At 71.1% G+C, this 18,050-nt stretch carries 14 protein-coding genes and 1 rRNA gene; 7 read left to right on the forward strand and 8 right to left on the reverse strand.

The window, feature by feature from the left end; genetic code table 11:
* The first annotated feature begins 8 nt into the window (after positions 1-8).
* Positions 9-126, forward strand: a 5S ribosomal RNA gene (gene rrf, locus HQ603_RS16080).
* Between the two features lie 50 nt (positions 127-176).
* Here rrf and HQ603_RS16085 read toward each other — a convergent pair.
* Positions 177-995 carry an Fpg/Nei family DNA glycosylase gene (locus tag HQ603_RS16085; protein WP_222685792.1) on the reverse strand — a complete coding sequence of 273 codons (819 nt, stop codon included), beginning with the start codon at positions 993-995 and terminating at the stop codon, positions 177-179.
* A 30-nt stretch (positions 996-1,025) separates the two neighbouring features.
* On the reverse strand, positions 1,026-1,793 hold the full coding sequence (locus HQ603_RS16090) for a hypothetical protein (RefSeq protein ID WP_222685793.1): 768 nt from the start codon (positions 1,791-1,793) through the stop codon (positions 1,026-1,028).
* A gap of 99 nt (positions 1,794-1,892) precedes the next feature.
* Between HQ603_RS16090 and HQ603_RS16095 the strand changes: the two genes are divergently transcribed.
* From HQ603_RS16095 to HQ603_RS16105, 3 genes are read left to right on the forward strand one after another with little or no spacing between them, the layout of a single operon-like run.
* A complete protein-coding gene (locus tag HQ603_RS16095) occupies positions 1,893-3,443 on the forward strand; it encodes an adenylate/guanylate cyclase domain-containing protein (RefSeq protein WP_222685794.1) in 1,551 nt (516 codons plus the stop codon).
* Between the two features lie 9 nt (positions 3,444-3,452).
* Positions 3,453-4,157 carry an endonuclease NucS gene (gene nucS / locus HQ603_RS16100; protein ID WP_222685795.1) on the forward strand — a complete coding sequence of 235 codons (705 nt, stop codon included), beginning with the start codon at positions 3,453-3,455 and terminating at the stop codon, positions 4,155-4,157.
* A 23-nt stretch (positions 4,158-4,180) separates the two neighbouring features.
* Complete coding sequence (locus tag HQ603_RS16105) at positions 4,181-4,492, forward strand: ATP/GTP-binding protein (RefSeq protein WP_222685796.1); 312 nt, start codon at positions 4,181-4,183, stop codon at positions 4,490-4,492.
* Between the two features lie 12 nt (positions 4,493-4,504).
* Here the strand turns inward: HQ603_RS16105 and HQ603_RS16110 are convergent, their stop codons facing one another.
* Together HQ603_RS16110 and mce are read right to left on the reverse strand one after the other, a co-directional pair.
* Positions 4,505-5,494, reverse strand: coding sequence for a hypothetical protein (locus tag HQ603_RS16110; RefSeq protein WP_261773951.1), 990 nt, complete (start codon positions 5,492-5,494; stop codon positions 4,505-4,507).
* Positions 5,495-5,551: 57 nt separating this feature from the next.
* A complete protein-coding gene (mce, locus tag HQ603_RS16115) occupies positions 5,552-6,022 on the reverse strand; it encodes a methylmalonyl-CoA epimerase (protein ID WP_222685797.1) in 471 nt (156 codons plus the stop codon).
* 121 nt (positions 6,023-6,143) lie between these two features.
* On the opposite strand from mce, the gene HQ603_RS16120 reads away from it, so the two are divergent.
* Both HQ603_RS16120 and HQ603_RS16125 read left to right on the forward strand, forming a co-directional pair.
* On the forward strand, positions 6,144-6,560 hold the full coding sequence (locus HQ603_RS16120) for a DUF3817 domain-containing protein (protein WP_222685798.1): 417 nt from the start codon (positions 6,144-6,146) through the stop codon (positions 6,558-6,560).
* Positions 6,561-6,630: 70 nt separating this feature from the next.
* Positions 6,631-7,512: a tetratricopeptide repeat protein gene (locus HQ603_RS16125; RefSeq protein WP_222685819.1), complete on the forward strand. Its 882-nt coding sequence runs from the start codon at positions 6,631-6,633 to the stop codon at positions 7,510-7,512.
* A gap of 20 nt (positions 7,513-7,532) precedes the next feature.
* Here the strand turns inward: HQ603_RS16125 and HQ603_RS16130 are convergent, their stop codons facing one another.
* The 3 genes from HQ603_RS16130 to HQ603_RS16140 are packed head-to-tail and all read right to left on the reverse strand — an operon-like array spanning position 7,533 to position 13,197.
* A complete protein-coding gene (locus HQ603_RS16130; protein ID WP_222685820.1) occupies positions 7,533-8,984 on the reverse strand; it encodes a metallopeptidase in 1,452 nt (483 codons plus the stop codon).
* Positions 8,984-11,194 (reverse strand): 1,4-alpha-glucan branching protein GlgB, encoded by a 2,211-nt coding sequence (gene glgB / locus HQ603_RS16135; RefSeq protein ID WP_222685799.1) that lies wholly within the window; start codon positions 11,192-11,194, stop codon positions 8,984-8,986. Before glgB ends, HQ603_RS16130 begins: the two co-directional genes overlap by 1 nt.
* Positions 11,191-13,197, reverse strand: a complete 2,007-nt coding sequence (locus HQ603_RS16140) for a maltotransferase domain-containing protein (RefSeq protein WP_222685800.1) — start codon at positions 13,195-13,197, stop codon at positions 11,191-11,193. The genes glgB and HQ603_RS16140 overlap by 4 nt, the downstream gene beginning before the upstream one ends.
* Positions 13,198-13,402: 205 nt before the next feature.
* Here HQ603_RS16140 and glgP point away from each other — a divergent pair, with 205 nt between their 5' ends.
* The gene (gene glgP / locus HQ603_RS16145; protein ID WP_222685801.1) at positions 13,403-15,979 is read left to right on the forward strand and encodes an alpha-glucan family phosphorylase; all 2,577 of its coding nucleotides are present in this window, start codon (positions 13,403-13,405) and stop codon (positions 15,977-15,979) included.
* A 7-nt stretch (positions 15,980-15,986) separates the two neighbouring features.
* On the opposite strand, the gene HQ603_RS16150 is transcribed toward glgP, so the two are convergent.
* The gene (locus tag HQ603_RS16150; RefSeq protein WP_308126574.1) at positions 15,987-18,032 is read right to left on the reverse strand and encodes an ATP-dependent DNA helicase; all 2,046 of its coding nucleotides are present in this window, start codon (positions 18,030-18,032) and stop codon (positions 15,987-15,989) included.
* Positions 18,033-18,050 lie beyond the last annotated feature (18 nt).

An 18,050-nucleotide genomic window follows, 5' to 3' on the forward strand; every position in this document is an offset into this window, starting at 1 on the left:
CACAGAGTTACGGCGGCCATAGCGGAGCGGGAAACGCCCGGACCCATTCCGAACCCGGAAGCTAAGCCCTCCAGCGCCGATGGTACTGCACCCGACAGGGTGTGGGAGAGTAGGACACCGCCGAACAACCATTCCACGACACCCCCCGACCACCAGGTCGGGGGGTGTCGTGCGTTTCAGGCCTGTTCGTTCGAGCACCACCAGGTGGTGCGGCCGCCGACCGTTCCCCGCGCCATCGGCGCCCCGCACCGCGGACACGTGGCCTCGGCCTTGCGGAACGGAATGATCTCGCCGGTGTGCACGCCGCCTTTCGCGATCGCGGAGCGGATCGCGCGCCGCAACACCACCCGGAGTTCGTCGACGGTGTCGTCGTCGAGGGTCTTCGACCGTCGGGACGGGGAGATGCTCGCGCGCCACAGCACCTCGTCGGCCAGCAGATTGCCGATGCCGGCCACCACGGACTGGTCCAACAGGCGTGCCTTGATCGGCGCGGTGCTCGCCTGGATCCGCGCCCGGAACTCCTCGCGTCCGATCTCCGCGGCGTCGGGCCCGAGTGCGTGGACGTCGGGGTCGAGCCGGACGCGTCCCAACCGCCGCTTGTCGAACAGTCGCAACTGTCCGCCGTCCTCGAAGGTCAGGGAGAACCGAGTCCACTCGGGCTTGTCGGTCTCGCGCTCACCGACGTGCGGATCGCCGCCGCCGTAACGGGAGGTCGAGTCACCGTCGGGTGCGGTCACGATGATGCGGCCGCCCATGCCCAGGTGGATACCGAGCGCCGGCCCCGCGTTCCCGTCGGCGTCGACCGTGTCGCACCACATGGCCTTGCCACGCCGGTGCGCCGCGACGAGCTGCCCACCCTTCAGCGCGCCGGCGATGTCGCCGGGCAGGTGCGGACGGCACTCGAACTCGTCGCGGTCGTCGACGTCGGTGACGACGCGGTGCAGCGCTTTCTCGACGACCTGACGAGCGTTCTCGACTTCGGGGAGTTCCGGCATGGGGCGGGAGTACCCCGGAGCGGCCTTCCCCTACGCGACGTCGACCGGGCCCGAGCGGAACCAGTGACCGCACGTCCGGCACGCCATGTCCGGCCCCGTCGGGTCGACGACGCATCCGCCGATGGGGACGTCGTCCGGCACCGGACCGGGGGGCATGCCGTAGAGGATCTCGACCGCATCGCGACTTCCGCACCGGGGGCACACGGGTGCGTGGTGGGCCGCGAGCGCGGCGACGGTCGGTCCGAACGGATGATGCAGCGTGTCGTGGCAGCGGTCGCAGACGAAGGACAACGCCGCACCGTCGAGATGGGGGTGTGCAATGGTCGGCCGCCGCCGACAGCACGCGCACCGGCCGGTGTTCGCGACCCCGTCGTCCTCGAGCACCGCTCGCTGGACCCGAGCCGCGTCGGCGCACGCTGACGCGTCGAGAACGGGCCACGGTACGGCCACGAACCGGAGCCGCTCGATGTCGCCGAGCCACCGGTCACCGTCACGCAGGATCACCGACCGAGTGGGGAGGGCGCGACCGGTCGCTCGCCAGAACGCCACTTCCGGGACCGGCCGCGTCAGCAGGCTCTCCCCGGCGTAGTAGGCGGGCTCGCCCGGCCGACGGACGACCGTGGCCACGCTGACCACCGCCGTGCGACGGCCGCGTGCGGCGTGCACGACGACGTCGCCGTCCTCGAGCTGTGCCGGGAAGTGCCAGCCCATCCCGTCGTACGACAGCTCGCCGGTGGCGAGGTCCAGCACCGGCTCGCCCTCGGATGCGTGGGTCAGCAGAACGCGCGGGGTGGTCATGGACCGGATCATGACTCGGGGGTCCGACAACCGGAGATCACGACCGCGTGACTCGCCTGCAACCCCGCCGGGAGGGACTCGGGTTACTCTCACCCCACCATGCCGCAGAAACCCCGACGATCCATCGCCCCGCTAGGGAGCCCACTGTTGGGTCACACCGACGAATCCCCGCGTCGGCGCCGCATTCGGGTGCAGGTCCTGCTGACGGTGTTCCTGCTCGGCGCCAATGCCATCGGCGCCGTGATCGTCGCCGCGCTCATCAGCGTGGTCGTGCCGGGTCCGAACGTGGTGACGCCGCGGGAGTACTGGTGGGTAAACTTCATCCTCATCCCGGTGTATCTGCTCGTCGCGTTCCTCATCGGCGTCGGGTGGGGGACCAAACGCACCGTGCAGGGTCTGCGGTGGGCGATCGAGGACCGGCCGCCGACGCCGAAGGAGCAGCGCCGCACCCTGGCCATGCCGTGGCGGCTGACCCGTCTGCAGATCGGGTTGTGGATCGTCGGGCTGATCCTGGTGACGACGGCCGACGGCATCATCGACCCCAACTCCATTCCGAAGGTCGCGTTCACGATCGCCTTCGGTGGCGCGACCGTGTGCGCGTTCAGCTACCTGCTCACCGAGTTCGCGCTCCGGCCGGCGGCCGCCCGCGCGCTGGAGTACGGCGATCCGCGGCGTATCCGGATCGCCGGCGTCATGGGCCGATCGATTCTCACGTGGATGCTGGGCACGGGCGTTCCGGTGGCCGGCCTGATGGTCATCGCGATCGCGTCGTTCATCCGGCAGGACACGTCGGCCACGCAGTTCGCCGTAGCCATCCTGGCGCTCGGCGGCATCACGTTGGTATTCGGCTTCGCACTCTCGCTGCTCGGTGGTCTGGCGACCACCGCGCCGATCGACAACGTGCGGGCCGCGATGGCCGAGGTCGAACGCGGTGATCTCGATGCGCGCGTCGAGGTCTACGACGGCACCGAGCTCGGCGAGTTGCAGAGCGGGTTCAACCGAATGGCGGAGGGCCTGTCCGAGCGGGACCGTATCCGCGACCTGTTCGGCCGCCACGTGGGCATGGAGGTCGCGGAGGCCGCGTTGGCGAAGAACCCCGAGCTGGGCGGCGAGGAGCGGGACGTCGCCGTGTTCTTCATCGACCTCGTCGGGTCGACGGAGCTCGCGGCGTCGCAGCCACCGAAGCAGGTCGTCGACCTGCTGAACCGCTTCTTCGCCGTCGTGGTGGAGGAGGTCGACCGGCACCGCGGGTTCGTCAACAAGTTCGAGGGCGACGCGGCCCTGGCAGTGTTCGGGGCTCCGGGCGCCCTGGACGATCACTGCGGCGCCGCGTTGCGGGCGGCGCGGGCCATCATGGGCCGGCTCGAGACGGAGGTCCCCGACTGCACCGCGGCCATCGGGATCGCCTCGGGGCGGGCGGTGGCCGGCAACATCGGTGCGAAGGAGCGCTTCGAGTACACGGTGATCGGCGACCCGGTGAACGAGGCGGCCCGGCTGTCGGAGCTGGCCAAGTCCGCCGACGGGCGTCTGGTCGCGTCGGCACGCACGGTGGAGCACGCGACGAGCATCGACGGGGACGACTGGAGCTTCGGCGAGTCGGTGACGCTGCGCGGGCGGGCGGAGGAGACCCGGCTCGCCACCCCTCGATAGGGTGACCCGGTGCGTCTGGTCATTGCTCGGTGTCAGGTCGACTACGTCGGGCGGCTGACCGCCCACCTGCCGTGGGCGACGCGTCTGCTGCTGGTGAAGTCGGACGGGTCGGTCAGCGTCCACGCCGACGACCGTGCCTACAAGCCCCTCAACTGGATGAGCCCGCCCTGTTGGCTCGAGGAGCGCGCGCCGGACCCGTCCACCACCGACGAGGACCTGGTCCCGGCCGACCGCCGTCTGTGGGTGGTGACCAACAAGGCGGGCGAGGAGCTGCGCATCACGCTCGAGGAGATCGAGCTCGACACCAGTCACGACCTGGGGATCGATCCGGGTCTGGTCAAGGACGGGGTCGAGGCGCATCTGCAGGAGCTGCTGGCCGAGCACGTGCACACGTTGGGGGCCGGATGGTCGCTGGTGCGCCGGGAGTACCCGACGGCCATCGGACCGGTCGACCTGCTCTGCCGGGCCGACGACGGCGCCACCGTGGCCGTCGAGGTCAAGCGGCGCGGCGACATCGACGGTGTCGAGCAGCTGACGCGGTACCTCGAGCTGCTCAACCGCGATCCGCTGCTGGCCCCGGTGCACGGCGTCTTCGCCGCGCAGCAGATCAAGCCGCAGGCCAAAACGTTGGCCAATGATCGCGGAATCCGCTGTCTCACACTGGATTACGACGCCCTTCGCGGCGTGGAGACGAGCGAGTTCCGGCTGTTCTGACGCGCGGTCGCTACGCTGGCTCCATGCCTCGTCGCAACCATCACCGATCCGGCCGGCCGGCTCGCCCGTCGCCGACGTTCGGCGGTGCGACGGCGCGCACGGAATCGGGTCCGGCGACGGACGGCGACGAGGACTACGCGGTGCGCTCGATCCCCGGCGCGCGTGCGGTCAAGACCTACCGGTGCCCCGGGTGCGACCACGAGATCGTCCCGGGTGTCCCGCACCTGGTGGTGTGGCCGATCGACCGGCCGGGGGGTGCGGACGACCGGCGCCACTGGCACACCGGATGTTGGTCCGGTCGGCGCAGTCGAGGGCTCACGCGACGCTGGTCGTGACCCCGCGCGTGGTCACCGTCGCGTGTCGGCGGTGTCGCGGGCGGAACCGGTGGTCGCGGCCTCGTCGGCGGGATCGGCCGGCGTGTCCGTCGCGACGACGTTCTCCAGGGACTCGTCGATCTCGAGGTCGTCCGGCGCGAGGGGCGCGTCGAGCAATTCGCTCTCGCGATTGACCGACGCGAGCATGGCCGGCACCGAGTCGAGCTGTCCGCGGATCCCCAGCAACTGCGCGAGCACGCGGCCACGCAGGACGCGCAGTTCCTCGGCCAGTTCCTTGGCGTGGGCGATGCGCCGCTCGGACTGTTCCGTCGCGGCCTGCAGGCGGCGCTTCGCCTCGGCCGTCGCGTCCGCGAGCCGGCGCTCGGCCTCGGCCTTGGAGTCGGCCTCGAGGTCGTCGACCGCCTTCATCACCTTGCTGCGGCGATCGGTCATGGCGATCTCGAAGTCCTCCTGGACCGTGGTGCGCTTCTTCTCCGCTTCGGCGTCGAGGCGGTCCCGCTCGGCCTGCGCCGCTTCGACGATGCGGGCGGCCTCGGTGCGGGCCTCGGCCATGGTCTGCTCGTGCTCGGTCTCGAGCGCGGAGCGTCGATCCTTCAGTTCGGCGAGCAGTCCCTCGTACTCGCCGCGCATGCGCGTCGCGTCCTGCTCGGCGATCGAGACGATCTCGGCGGCGTCGGCCTCGGCCTTCGCGCGGACCTCGGACGCCTCGTCGGAGGCCAGCCGCAGCATCCGCGAGATGCGGTCGCTCATGCCCTCCGCGGTGGTCGGCGGCACGGACAGGCGGTCGATGTCCTTGCGGAGATCGTCGATCTCGTCGCGGGCGTCCTCGAGCTGCACCGCCAGGTCACGGGCCTGGGCGGCCGCGGCGTCACGGTCGGTGGCGATGACGCGCAGTTCGGCGTCGAACCGGTCGAAGTAGCGCTGGACCTCGTCCTTGTCGTAACCCTTGCGGACCACGCTGAACGGTAGGGAGTTGCTGCCGAAGGCGGTGTCGGGGGCCATGGCCGACAACTTACCGGCCGGGACCGCCGATCGAGCGGCAGGACGCCCGGACGCCGGTCAGCGTGCGGGCTCGACCAGTTCCACGAGTACGCCGCCGGCGTCCTTGGGGTGCACGAAGTTGATGCGGGAGTCCGCGGTGCCGCGTCGCGGGGTGTCGTAGAGCAGCCGGGCGCCGCGAGCGCGGAGGAAGTCCGCGACCTCCTCGACGTCGGCCACGCGGAACGCGAGCTGCTGCAGACCGGGACCGTTGCGGTCGAGGAACTTCGCGATGGTCGACGTCTCGTCCAGCGGGGCGAGCAGCTGGATCTGGGCGGCGCCCGCGTCGGCACCGGGGACGGCCAGCATGGCCTCGACGACGCCCTGACTGTCGTTGACCTCGCGGTGGGTGACCTCGAGGCCGAAGTGCGAGCGGTAGAAGTCGATCGCCTCGTCGAGATCGGCCACGGCCACGCCGACGTGATCGATCGCGGTCACGAGGCCGGCGGCCACGGCGTCGGACGTGGGGGTGGCGGCGGCAGCGGTGCTCATAGTTTGACGTTAGACCTTTTTCCGTCCCCGGACGATGGTGTCCTGTGTCACAACGAGCCCCGCCGGGCGTCGTGGTGAACGACACCCCGGGCGACGGCCGGGTGTCGGGCAGAATGCAGGCATGTCCGATTCTCGACCCGACGCAGGGATCGCCGCAGCCCCCGGAACCACCACCGCGCCCACCGCGCGCACCCCTCGACCGGCCATCGTGCGCTGGTTCCGCATCGTGGCCGTCGCCGAGGCCGTCACCTGGGTGGCCCTGCTCGTCGGTATGGCGATCAAGTACATCCCGGAACCGAACATCGACAGCGCGGTGCGCTACCCGGGCGCCGCGCACGGTGCGGTCTTCGTGCTGTACCTGCTCGTCACGGTGGCCACGGCGCTGGCGTTGCGGTGGAGCAAGGGACTGACGGTGATCGCCCTGCTCGCGAGCATCCCGCCGCTCGGCACCGTGGTGTTCGAGATCTGGGCGAACCGGACCGGTCGTCTCGACGTCCAGGACGCCCGGACCGCATCCACGCCGACTCTGCGCAAGTGACAAAATACGGGGCGTGACTCGACCCGGATCCCGCCCGCCTGCTCGTCCGTCCGCCGCCGCGGCTGCCGCCATGTCCGGAGCCGTCGATCTGTCCGCGCTCAAGGCCAAGGCCGAGGCCGCGGCCGCACCGCCCGCGCCCACCGGCGCCGGCGGCGTCCCCGTCGTCGTGACGGTGACCGAGCCCGACTTCGAAGCCGAGGTGCTGGTCCGGTCGAACCAGGTGCCCGTCATCGTGAACCTGCTCTCGCCGCGGTCGCCCGGCTCGCTGCAGCTCACGCGGACCCTCGAGGCGCTGGCCGCCGAGGGCAACGGCACCTGGATCCTGGCCAACGTCGACGTCGACGTCAGTCCGCGGATCGCGCAGGCCTTCGGCGTGCAGGCCGTACCCACCCTCGTGGCCGTCGCCGCGGGTCAGCCGCTGGCCGACCTGCAGGGGCCGCAGCCGGAGGAGAATCTCCGCCAGTGGCTCACGGCGATCGCGCAGGCGGTGGAGGGCAAGCTCACCGGCCCGGTCGGCGAGGCCGGCCCCGCTCCGGAACCCGAGGACCCGCGGTTCGACGCGGCCGAGAACGCCCTCGCCGAGGGCGACCTCGCCCGGGCGGAAGCGGCGTTCCAGGCGATCGTGGACGCCGAACCGCAGAACAAGCAGGCACTGAACGGGGTCCGCCAGGTGCGGTTCCTGGCGCGCACGCAGGCCCTTCCCGACGACGTCCTCGAGCGGGCCGACGCCGATCCGGCCGACGTCGATCTCGGCCTCCAGGCGGCCGACGCGTTGCTCTACCAGCAGCGCACCGAGGAATCCTTCGCGCGGCTGGTCGACCTGGTACGCCGGACCGCCGGCGACGACCGCGCTCGGGTGCGTGCCCGGCTGCTGGAGTTGTTCGAGCTCTTCGACGCGGCCGACCCCGTCGTCGTCGCGGCGCGGCGGAAGCTGGCCTCGGCCCTGTACTAGCGGCAACCCGCCGTGCCGGGTCAGCCGTAGCGGGCGTCGCACGCGGCGCGGCCGCCGAGCACACCCCAGCGGAACGAGTCCACTCGCGCGAATCCGCTGGGGACGGTGCGTCCGTCGACGTCGCTCGCGGCGAGCCCGTCGGTCAGCAGTCCCGACACCGCCTCGTCGAGGTCGCCGGGGGAGAGGGTCACCGCCGCGTTCGGAGTGCCGCCCGACGGGGCGAGTGCCGCGGTGACGACGCCGGCGAGACACGCGGATCGGAGCCCGGCGCGGGCGTCGGTCAGCATCTGCCCGGCCTGCTGCTGCACGGCCAGGACGTAGCGGGAGAGGAACACCACGTACGCGCCGTAGTCGCCGGTGACGTCGACGGGGACGACGCGATCCGCGTCGTCGACCGGTGGTCGGCCGCGCTCGGCGAGCGCGTCGACGGAGACGCCGATGGTGTTGGTGGCGGGGCAGTAGGAGACCGGTTCCGTGGCGGCGGCATCGGGGCAGCCGGTGTCGGCGCCGCCGTAGTCGACGGTCGGCGCCGGTGCGGTCGGCATGATGTCGCCGAACGTCGCGGCGAAGGCCTCGAGGCTGTCGCGGGTCACGGGAAGCTCGCCGGTGTCGAGGGGGTTGTCGAACTCCCGCGGCAGCGTCGACCGACGGGTCTCGACGTCCTGGAGGTCGATGGCGGCGCACGCGGCGACGCCGTCGGTGAAGCCGATCTGCGCCGCGGTGACCCGCTCGAACGCGGAGCCGTGCACCGAGTCGGGGTCTCCCGGGTCCTCGTCGCGCACCGAGACCGTCGCCGCGAGAACGTCGTTCAGCCCGTCCGAGGTGTTCAGCGTGAAGTGGGTGGAGTCGCCCTCGGCGACGTGGCGCATGAACGCGCCCGCATAGCAATCGGCCTGCTGCTCGGCGACGATGGTGGGATCGTCCTCACCGAGCGACCCGGACTGGCTCTGCACGGCGTGGCCGTATTCGTGGGCGAGCACCATCACCACGGACATCGGTCCGAACGCGTCGACCATGGCGGGCATGAGAATGCCGCGGTCCCATCCGATGCTGTCGTCGAGCGAGCAGTACCCGGCGTTGACGAAGCCGTCGGTCGGGTCGCCGCAGAACACCGGTCCGTCGCCCGGTGGCGCCGCGGCGTCCCACGAGACCAGCCGCCGCACCGGGGTGAACTCGCCGCGAAAGAGCGTCGAGTAGTTCCGGCGCCAGAACTTCTGGATGTCGTCGAGGGCGTCGGTCGCCACCACGTCGACGTCGGATCCGGAGAAGCCGACGACGTCCAGCTGCGCGTGCGCGACGCCCGGCCGGGGCCCGGACGGGCCGTCGGTGACCGGCAGCCCGGCCACGGTGAAGGGATCCTCGTAGATGGAGACGGGTGTGCCGACGATCGTCGACCCGCAGGCGGAGAGCAGCAGTCCGCCGACGAGAGCGAGAACGGGGCTCGCGAATCCGTGTCGGCGAGCCCCGTCCATCACTTCTCCAGTCTGAGCCAGATCGCTCCGTAGGCGGGGAGGGCGACCTGCGCCGATGCCGGCCGTCCGTGCCAGGAGTAGTCGGTGGCGGTGACCTCACCGAGGTTGCCCACGCCCGACCCTCCGTAGGCCTCGGCGTCGGTGTTGAGGATCTCCACCCACCGCCCCGGCTCCGGCAGACCCACACGATACGTCCCGTGCACCGCGCCCGAGAAGTTGAACAGGCACGCCGTCACACTGCCGTCGTCGCCGTACCGCAGGAAACTGAGCACGTTGCTCGCGGTGTCGTTGGCGTCGATCCAGGAGAACCCGTCCGGCGTGTGGTCCTGCGTCCAGAACTCCGGGCTCGCGGTGTACGTGCGGTTGAGGTCGCCGACCAGTTGCTGCACGCCGCGGTGCAGGTTGCCGACGCCCTCGGTACCGATCTCCCACCAGTCCAGCCCGCGCTCGTCGGACCACTCGCCGGTCTGACCGAACTCCTGGCCCATGAAGAGCAGCTGCTTGCCGGGGTGTGCCCACATGTAGGCGAGCAGGCCACGCAGGCCCGCCGCCTTCTGCCAGTCGTCGCCCGGCATCCGGGACCACAGGGTGCCCTTGCCGTGGACCACCTCGTCGTGCGAGATGGGCAGCACGAAGTTCTCGCTCCACGCGTAGACGAGGGAGAACGTGACCTCGTGATGGTGGTACGAGCGGTGGATGGGGTCCCGGCCGATGAAGCCGAGGGTGTCGTGCATCCAGCCCATGTTCCACTTCATCGAGAACCCGAGCCCGCCGAGCGAGGTGGGACGCGTGACGCCCGGCCACGACGTGGATTCCTCGGCCACGGTGACGACGCCGCGGTGCAGCTTGTGCACCGTCGCGTTCATCTCCTGCAGGAACGCCACGGCCTCGAGGTTCTCGCGCCCGCCGTGGATGTTGGGCGTCCAGCCGCCCTCGGGACGCGAGTAGTCCAGGTAGAGCATGGAGGCGACGGCGTCGACCCGCAGTCCGTCGATGTGGAACTCGTCGATCCAGTAGAGCGCGTTGGCCACGAGGAAGTTCCGGACCTCGGTGCGGCCGAAGTCGAAGACGTACGTGCCCCAGTCGAGCTGCTCGCCGCGCTTCGGATCGCCGTGTTCGTAGAGCGGCGAACCGTCGAATCGGGCGAGGGCCCACTCGTCCTTCGGGAAGTGCGCCGGCACCCAGTCGACGATGACGCCGATGCCGTCCTGGTGGAGCCGGTCGACGAACGCGCGGAAGTCGTCCGGCGTGCCGAAGCGGGAGGTCGGGGCGTAGTACGAGGTGACCTGGTAGCCCCAGGATCCGCCGAAGGGGTGCTCGGCCACCGGCAGCAGCTCGACGTGCGTGAAGCCCGTCTCCCGCACGTGCGCCGAGAGTTGTTCGGCCAGTTCGGAATACGTCAGTCCCGGCCGCCAGGAGGCGAGATGGACCTCGTAGACGCTCATGGGGGCGCGATGCGGTTCGGAGTCGGCGCGCGTGGCCAGCCAGGCGTCGTCGTTCCAGGTGTAGGCGCTGGTGGTCACGACGGACGCCGTCGACGGCGGCACCTCGGTCCGGAAGGCCATCGGGTCGGCCTTGTCGCGCACCGACCCGTCCTTGCCGTGGACGCGGAACTTGTACAGCGTCCCGTCACCGATGTCGGGGACGAAGAGTTCCCAGACGCCGGTGGATCCGAGAACACGCATCGGCCAGGTCTGGCCGCCCCACCCGTCGAACTCGCCGACGACGGTGACGCCGACGGCGCCGGGCGCCCAGACGGCGAACGACGTGCCGTGCACCTCGCCGTCGGGCAGCGTGTACGAGCGCGGATGGGCGCCGAGGATGTCCCACAGACGCTCGTGGCGCCCCTCGCCGAACAGGTGCAGGTCCAGCTCGCCCAACGTGGGCAGGAAGCGGTACCCGTCGGCGACCGTCACCTCGTGCACGGAGTCGCCGCCGGTGGGGTACCGGACGCGCAGGCGGTAGTCGGACGGGTCCTCGATCGGAACGAGGACGGAGAAGATCCCGTGCGCGACGTGCGTGAGGGGGTACTTCTCGCCGCCGATCAACGCCGTCACCTCGAGGGCGTTGGGACGCAGCGCCCGGATGGCGGTGCCACCGGCCACGGGGTGCGCGCCGAGGACCGCGTGGGGATCGTGGTGGTGGCCGCGAGCGAGCCGCGACAGATCCGCCTCGGACGGGGCGGCGACGGTGTCCTTCGGAGTCGTCATGACGGTTCCTTCCGGAAAGCGAGGGTGGTGCGCTCGGGCTCGCCGATCGGCGGCAGCGCCAGGATGTGGGCGACCTGCCGCCAGGGCTCGAGCTTCACGTAGTTCGCCTGGCCCCACTCGAACTGCTGCCCGCCGACCTCGTCGGTCACGGTGATGCGCTCCTGCCAGTCGCGGCCGATGGCCGGCATGTCCAGCCAGACCGTGCCCTCCTCGGCCCCGAACGGGTTCAGGTTGACCACGACCAGCACGGCGTCACCCGACACGGCGTCGAACTTCGAGTAGGCGATGAGGGCGTCGTTGTCGATGTGGTGGAAGTGGATGTTGCGCAACTGCTGCAGCGCGGGGTGCGCCTTGCGAATGGCGTTCAGCGTGCCCAGCCACGGCTCGAGGGACTCGCCGCGGGCGCGGGCGGACTCGAAGTCGCGAGGACGCAGCTGGTACTTCTCGGAATCGAGGTACTCCTCGCTGCCCTCGCGCACCGGACGGTGTTCGTACAGTTCGTATCCCGAGTACACACCCCACAGCGGCGACAGGGTGGCGGCGAGCGCAGCGCGCAACGCGAACATGCCCGGCCCGCCCGTCTGCAGGCTCTCGTGCAGGATGTCCGGGGTGTTGACGAAGAGGTTCGGTCGACCCAGATCGGCCTTCGCGGCGATCTCCGTGCCGAACTCCGTGAGCTCCCACTTGGCGACGCGCCACGTGAAGTACGTGTAGGACTGCGTGAACCCGCGTCGGGCCAGGCCGTACAGTCGGGCGGGCCGCGTGAACGCCTCGGCCAGGAACAGCACGTCCGGATCCGTCTTCTTGACCTCGGCGATCAGCCACTCCCAGAAGTCCGGCGGCTTGGTGTGCGGGTTGTCCACTCGGAACGTCTTGACGCCCAGCGACACCCAGTGGCGGACCACGCGCAGGACCTCCGCGTAGATGCCCTTGCGGTCGTTGTCGAAGTTGACCGGGTAGATGTCCTGGTACTTCTTGGGCGGGTTCTCCGCGTAGGCGATGGTGCCGTCGGGCAGCACGGTGAACCACTCGGGGTGCTCCTCGGCCCAGGGGTGGTCCGGGGCGCACTGCAGCGCGAGGTCCAGGGCGACCTCGAGGCCCAGTTTCTCGGCGGCACGGACCAACTCGACGAAGTCCGCCTCGGTGCCCAGCTCGGGATGCACCGCGTCGTGACCGCCCTCGGCCGCACCGATCGCCCACGGCGAGCCGACGTCGGTCGGGCCGGGGGTCAGCGTGTTGTTGGGGCCCTTGCGGTTGACCCGGCCGATCGGATGGATCGGCGGGAAGTAGACGACGTCGAAACCCATGGCGGCGACCCGCGGGAGGGCACCGATCGTGGTCTTGAACGTGCCGTGGCGGGGCGTGCCGTCCTCGTTCCACCCGCCCGTCGAGCGCGGGAACAGCTCGTACCAGGAGCCGACCAGGGCGGCGCGGCGATCCACCCAGACGTTGATCGCCTCGCCGCGAGTGACGAGTTCGCGCAGCGGTGACTCCCGCAGGATGCGACGGACGTCGTCGGTGAACGCGGGGGCGACTCGCGACGGCAGGTGCGCGTCGCTGCGCAGGGCGGCGGCGACGGCGGTCAGGGCCGGGCGGTCGGCGGCAGGAGCCTTGGCGGCGGCACGGTCGAACAGCCGGGCACCGACCTCGAGGTCGTTCGCCAGATCGGCGGCGCTCTGGCCGACACCGAGCTTGGCCTCCACGGCGTGCATCCACGTCGCGATCGGATCGCCCCAGCCCTCGACGCGGGCGATCCAGTAGCCCTCGCGGTCGGGGGTGAACACCGCGTGGAAGATGTCCGGTTCCGTGCCCGGGGTCATCGGGACGTGGACCGACGACCGGGCGCCGGGGGCCCGTACGGCGAGTGTGGCGTTCACCGCGTCGTGGCCCTCGCGCCACACGGCCGCGGTGATCGGGAATGCTTCGCCGACAACGGCTTTCGCGGGATACTTTCCGGACGATGTGTTGGGTGATACGTCGTCGATGCCGATACGGCCTGTCACCGGATCCCCTTTTCTGACGGATGTCGCTGGTGCACGGGCTGAGCGGGTCCAACCGTAGACGAGCGAGCGCATGCCGGACACCCGAGCCATCACGGTCCCGCCCCAGCGTTACCCGTCCGGCCCATCGGCAAACGCGGGCCGACCCGGCGAGCGGACCCGGCCGAACCGACGTGCGGGACCGCCCGCGCCGCTAGGCTTCGGAATCGTGAAAGCTCTCCGTCGATTCACCGTGCGCGCGCAGCTTCCGTCCCGACTCTCCGGGTTGGCCGAACTGTCGGTCAACCTGCGCTGGTCCTGGCACACCCCCACGCTCGAGCTGTTCGAGAGCATCGACCCCGCGCTGTGGGTGAGCGGCGAGCGGGACCCCGGCCGCGTTCTCGGCGAGGTCGATCCCGATCGGCTCGCGGCGCTCGCCGAGGACGACGTGTTCGTCCGTCGGGTCGACGAGCTGGTCGAGGATCTGCACTCGTACCTGGCGCAGCCGCGGTGGTTCCAGAAGCAGGTGGACGCGGGGGCCGACCTCCCGGCCGGCATCGCCTACTTCTCGATGGAGTTCGGCGTCTCCGAGGTGCTGCCGAACTACTCCGGCGGCCTCGGCATCCTGGCGGGCGACCACCTCAAGGCCGCCTCCGACCTCGGTCTGCCGCTCGTCGGCGTCGGCCTGCTCTACCGCTCCGGTTACTTCCGCCAGTCCCTCACCGCCGACGGCTGGCAGGCCGAGCGGTACCCGTCGCTGGACCCGCAGGGACTGCCGCTGCGTCTGCTCTCCGACGAGGCGGGCTCGGCCGTGCTCGTGCACGTCGCCATGCCGGGCGGACGCGTGCTGCGGGCGCGGATCTGGATCGCCCAGGTGGGCCGGATCCCGTTGCTGCTGCTCGACTCGGACATCGCCGACAACGACGTCGACCTGCGCGGGGTGACCGACCGTCTGTACGGCGGCGATCAGGACCACCGCATCAAGCAGGAGATCCTCGCCGGTGTCGGCGGTGTCCGGGCGGTGCGGGCGTTCACGCGGTACGAGAACCTGCCGGACCCGTCGGTCTTCCACATGAACGAGGGGCACGCGGGCTTCCTGGGGCTCGAGCGCATCCGCGAGCTGCGGTCGGAGGGTCTCGACTTCGACGACGCCCTGGCCGCCGTGCGGGCGTCGACCGTCTTCACCACGCACACCCCCGTTCCCGCCGGCATCGACCGTTTCCCGGCCGACCTGGTGCAGCGCTACTTCGGCGACGGCGGCACCGGCTCGTCCCTGCTGCCGGGGCTCGACATGGACCGGATCCTCGCCCTCGGCCGCGAGAGCGACCCCGCGCTGTTCAACATGGCGCACATGGGCCTGCGGTCCGCCCAGCGGGCCAACGGGGTCTCGCTGCTGCACGGCCGGGTCAGCCGGGGCATGTTCGACGAGCTCTGGCCCGGGTTCGACGCCGACGAGGTACCCATCGGTTCGGTGACCAACGGCGTCCACGCACCCACCTGGGCGTCGCCGCGATGGCTGGATCTGGCCGAACGCGTCGCCGGCCGCGAGATGGTGGAGGAAGCGCGGGGGTGGGAGAAGCTGCACGACGTCTCCGCCGACGAGCTCTGGGCCACCCGCAACGCCCTGCGCGCCGAACTGGTCACCGAGATCCGGCGTCGGCTGCGGGCGTCGTGCCTCGAGCGCGGGTCGACCGAAGCGGAACTGGCGTGGACGGACGAGGCCTTCTCGCCCGACGTGCTCACCGTCGGATTCGCCCGACGCGTGCCGACCTACAAGCGGTTGACGCTGATGCTGCGGGACCCCGAGCGGCTGCGGGCCCTCCTGCTCGATCCCGAGCGGCCCGTGCAACTGGTGGTGGCCGGCAAGTCGCACCCCGCGGACGACGCCGGCAAGGCGCTGATCCAGCAGATCGTCCGGTTCGCGGACCGGCACGACGTGCGGCACCGCATCGTCTTCCTGCCCGATTACGACATGTCGATGGCCCGCTACCTCTACTGGGGATGCGACGTCTGGTTGAACAATCCGCTCCGGCCCCTCGAGGCCTGCGGGACCTCGGGCATGAAGTCCGCGCTCAACGGCGGGCTGAATCTCTCCATCCGCGACGGGTGGTGGGACGAGATGTACGACGGCCGGAACGGATGGGCCATTCCGACGGCCGACGGGGTCGACGACGTCCGCCGCGACGACCTCGAAGCCGCTGCGCTCTACGAGTTGCTCGAGAAGTCGGTCCTGCCGGCGTTCCACGATCGCGGGGACGACGGCGTCCCGCACCGGTGGGTCGACATGGTGCGGCACACGCTCGAGACGTTGGGACCGAAGGTGCTGGCGTCCCGCATGGTGCGCGACTACACCGTCCGGTACTACGGCCCGGCTTCGCGGGCGGGTCGCACTGTCGCCGCCGACGGGTGGGCGGGAGCGAAGGCCCTCGCCGGATACCGACGACGGGTCGACGCGGCGTGGCCGGCGGTCACGGTGCGCGACGTCGAGGCCGACGGCCTGCCGGACATTCCGGTGCTCGGCTCCGAGCTGACCCTCGCCGCGACCGTCGATCTGGGCGGACTGACGCCCGCGGACGTCACCGTGCAGGCGGTGTTCGGCCGCGTCGGATCCGACGAGGAGCTGCACGACGTCACCACCGTGCCGATGACGCACCGCGGCCCCGCGGACGGCAGTGACCGTTTCGCCGTCGAGACGACGCTGCCGCTCTCCGGCGCCGTCGGCTACACCGTGCGGGTGCTCCCGCACCACGAGCTGCTCGCCGGGGACGCCGAACTGGGCAAGGTGGCCGGCCCGGCTCTGGTGTAGGAGCGGGTCAGCGTTCGGCGAGTCGCCGCAGCGAGCGACGGACGACGTCGGGGTCGGTGGTCTCCCAGAAGGGCGGTAGCGACGCCCGCAGGTAGCCGCCGTACCCCGCCGTCGCCAACCGCGGATCGAGGACGGCGACCACACCGCGGTCGTTCGTGCTGCGAAGCAGCCGGCCGACTCCCTGCGCCAGCAGCAACGCCGCGTGGTTGGCGGCGACGGCGAGGAAGCCGTTGCCGCCCCGCGATTCGATGGCCCGTTGACGCGCGACCATCAGCGGGTCGTCGGGCCGCGGGAACGGGATGCGGTCGATGAGCACCAGGGTCAACGACGGGCCCGGCACGTCGACGCCCTGCCAGAGCGAGAGGGTGCCGAACAGGGACGTCGCCTCGTCCGCGGCGAAGCGGTCGACGAGGGCCCCGGTGGCGTCGTCGCCCTGGCAGAGGACGGGGGTGTCCAGCCGGTCGCGCATCTCGGCGGCGGCGGCCTTCGCCGCCCGCATCGAGGAGAACAGGCCGAGCGTCCGCCCACCGGCGGCGGACACCAGCTGAGCGATCTCGTCGAGTTGCGCGGGGGCCGCGCCGTCCCGACCGGGTGCGGACAGGTGCTTGGCGATGTAAAGGATGCCGGCGCGTCCGTGGTCGAACGGCGAGCCCACGTCCAGGGAGTTCCACCGCACGGTGGCGGTGTCCGACGGCGCCTCGCTGCCCGTGGCCAGCGCGGCGTCGACCCGCGACGGATTCGCCGCCGGCAGACCCCACGTCACCGCCAGACCGTCGAAGCTGCCGCCGACCGTGAGCGTGGCGGAGGTGAGGATCACGGTGGAGTCGGCGAACAGTCGCGTCCGCAGCAGGCCGCCGACCGACAGCGGCGCCACCCGCACCACGCGGCGCGTCACGCCGCGGAACTCGTCGACCGAGAGCCAGACGACGTCCCGACGCGCGGCGGGGTCCGTCTCCTGGAAGGTCTCGAGGATGCGGACGGCGGTGTCGTGGACGTCGTCGATCGCCGCGAGGGCGGCGGTGCGTGCGGCGGCCGCGTCCGGATCGGTTGCCGCCGAACCACGTTCGGCGGGGCCGATGGCGGTGCGCACCGCCCACGCCGCGTCTCGCACGGACGCGAGAACCGGACCCGCGCCGCCGGGCAGTTCCTCCCACCGACCGCCGCGCAGATCCTCGATCAGGTCGGCCAGGCCGTCGCCGGCCCCGGCGAGACGATCCAGCGTCTCCTCCTCGACCAGCTTCCCGCACCGGCGCAGCGCGGCGCTCACCGAGGACGACGACAGTTCCGCCGTGGCCGCGGAGGTCACTCGATCGACCAGTTCGTGCGCCTCGTCGATCACCACGACGTCGTGCTCGGGCAGCACGGCGATCCCGGTGATCGCGTCGATGGCGAGCATGGCGTGGTTGGTCACGACGACGTCCGACTTCGCCGCGTCGACCCGCGCGCGCTCGGCGAAGCAGTCCTCGCCGTACGGGCAGCGGGCCTTGCCGAGGCATTCGCGCGAGGTGACCGACATCTGCCGCCACGCCTGGTCGGACACGCCCGGCGTCAGCTCGTCGCGGTCCCCGGTCTCGGTGTCCGAGGACCACTCGGTGATCCGCTTGACCTCACGGCCGAGCCGGGAGACCGCGAAGGCGTCGAACAGTTCCTCCGCGGGGTCGTCGACCGGCGCGCCGTGGAGCTTGTTCAGGCACAGGTAGTTGCCGCGGCCCTTGAGAATCGCGAACCGCGGCTCCTGCTTCAGGGCAGGCGTGAGCGCCTTGGCCAGGCGCGGCAGGTCGCGATCGACGAGCTGGCGTTGCAGCGCGATGGTGGCGGTGGAGACCACCACGGTGCGCCCGGACTCGACGGCGTGCCGCAGCGAGGGAACGAGGTAGGCGAGGGACTTGCCGGTGCCCGTTCCGGCTTGCACGGCCAGGTGCTCACCGGTGTCGATGCTGTGGGCCACGGCCGAGGCCATGGTGAGCTGCGCCGTCCGTTCCGTCCCGCCGAGCGCCGTGACCGCCGTGCCGAGCAACGACGGGACGGTGGGCAGTTCGGTCTTGGGTGGCACCGAGAAAGGTTACGACGG

This window comes from Rhodococcoides corynebacterioides (assembly GCF_019834675.1).
Lineage (GTDB): Bacteria > Actinomycetota > Actinomycetes > Mycobacteriales > Mycobacteriaceae > Rhodococcoides > Rhodococcoides corynebacterioides_A.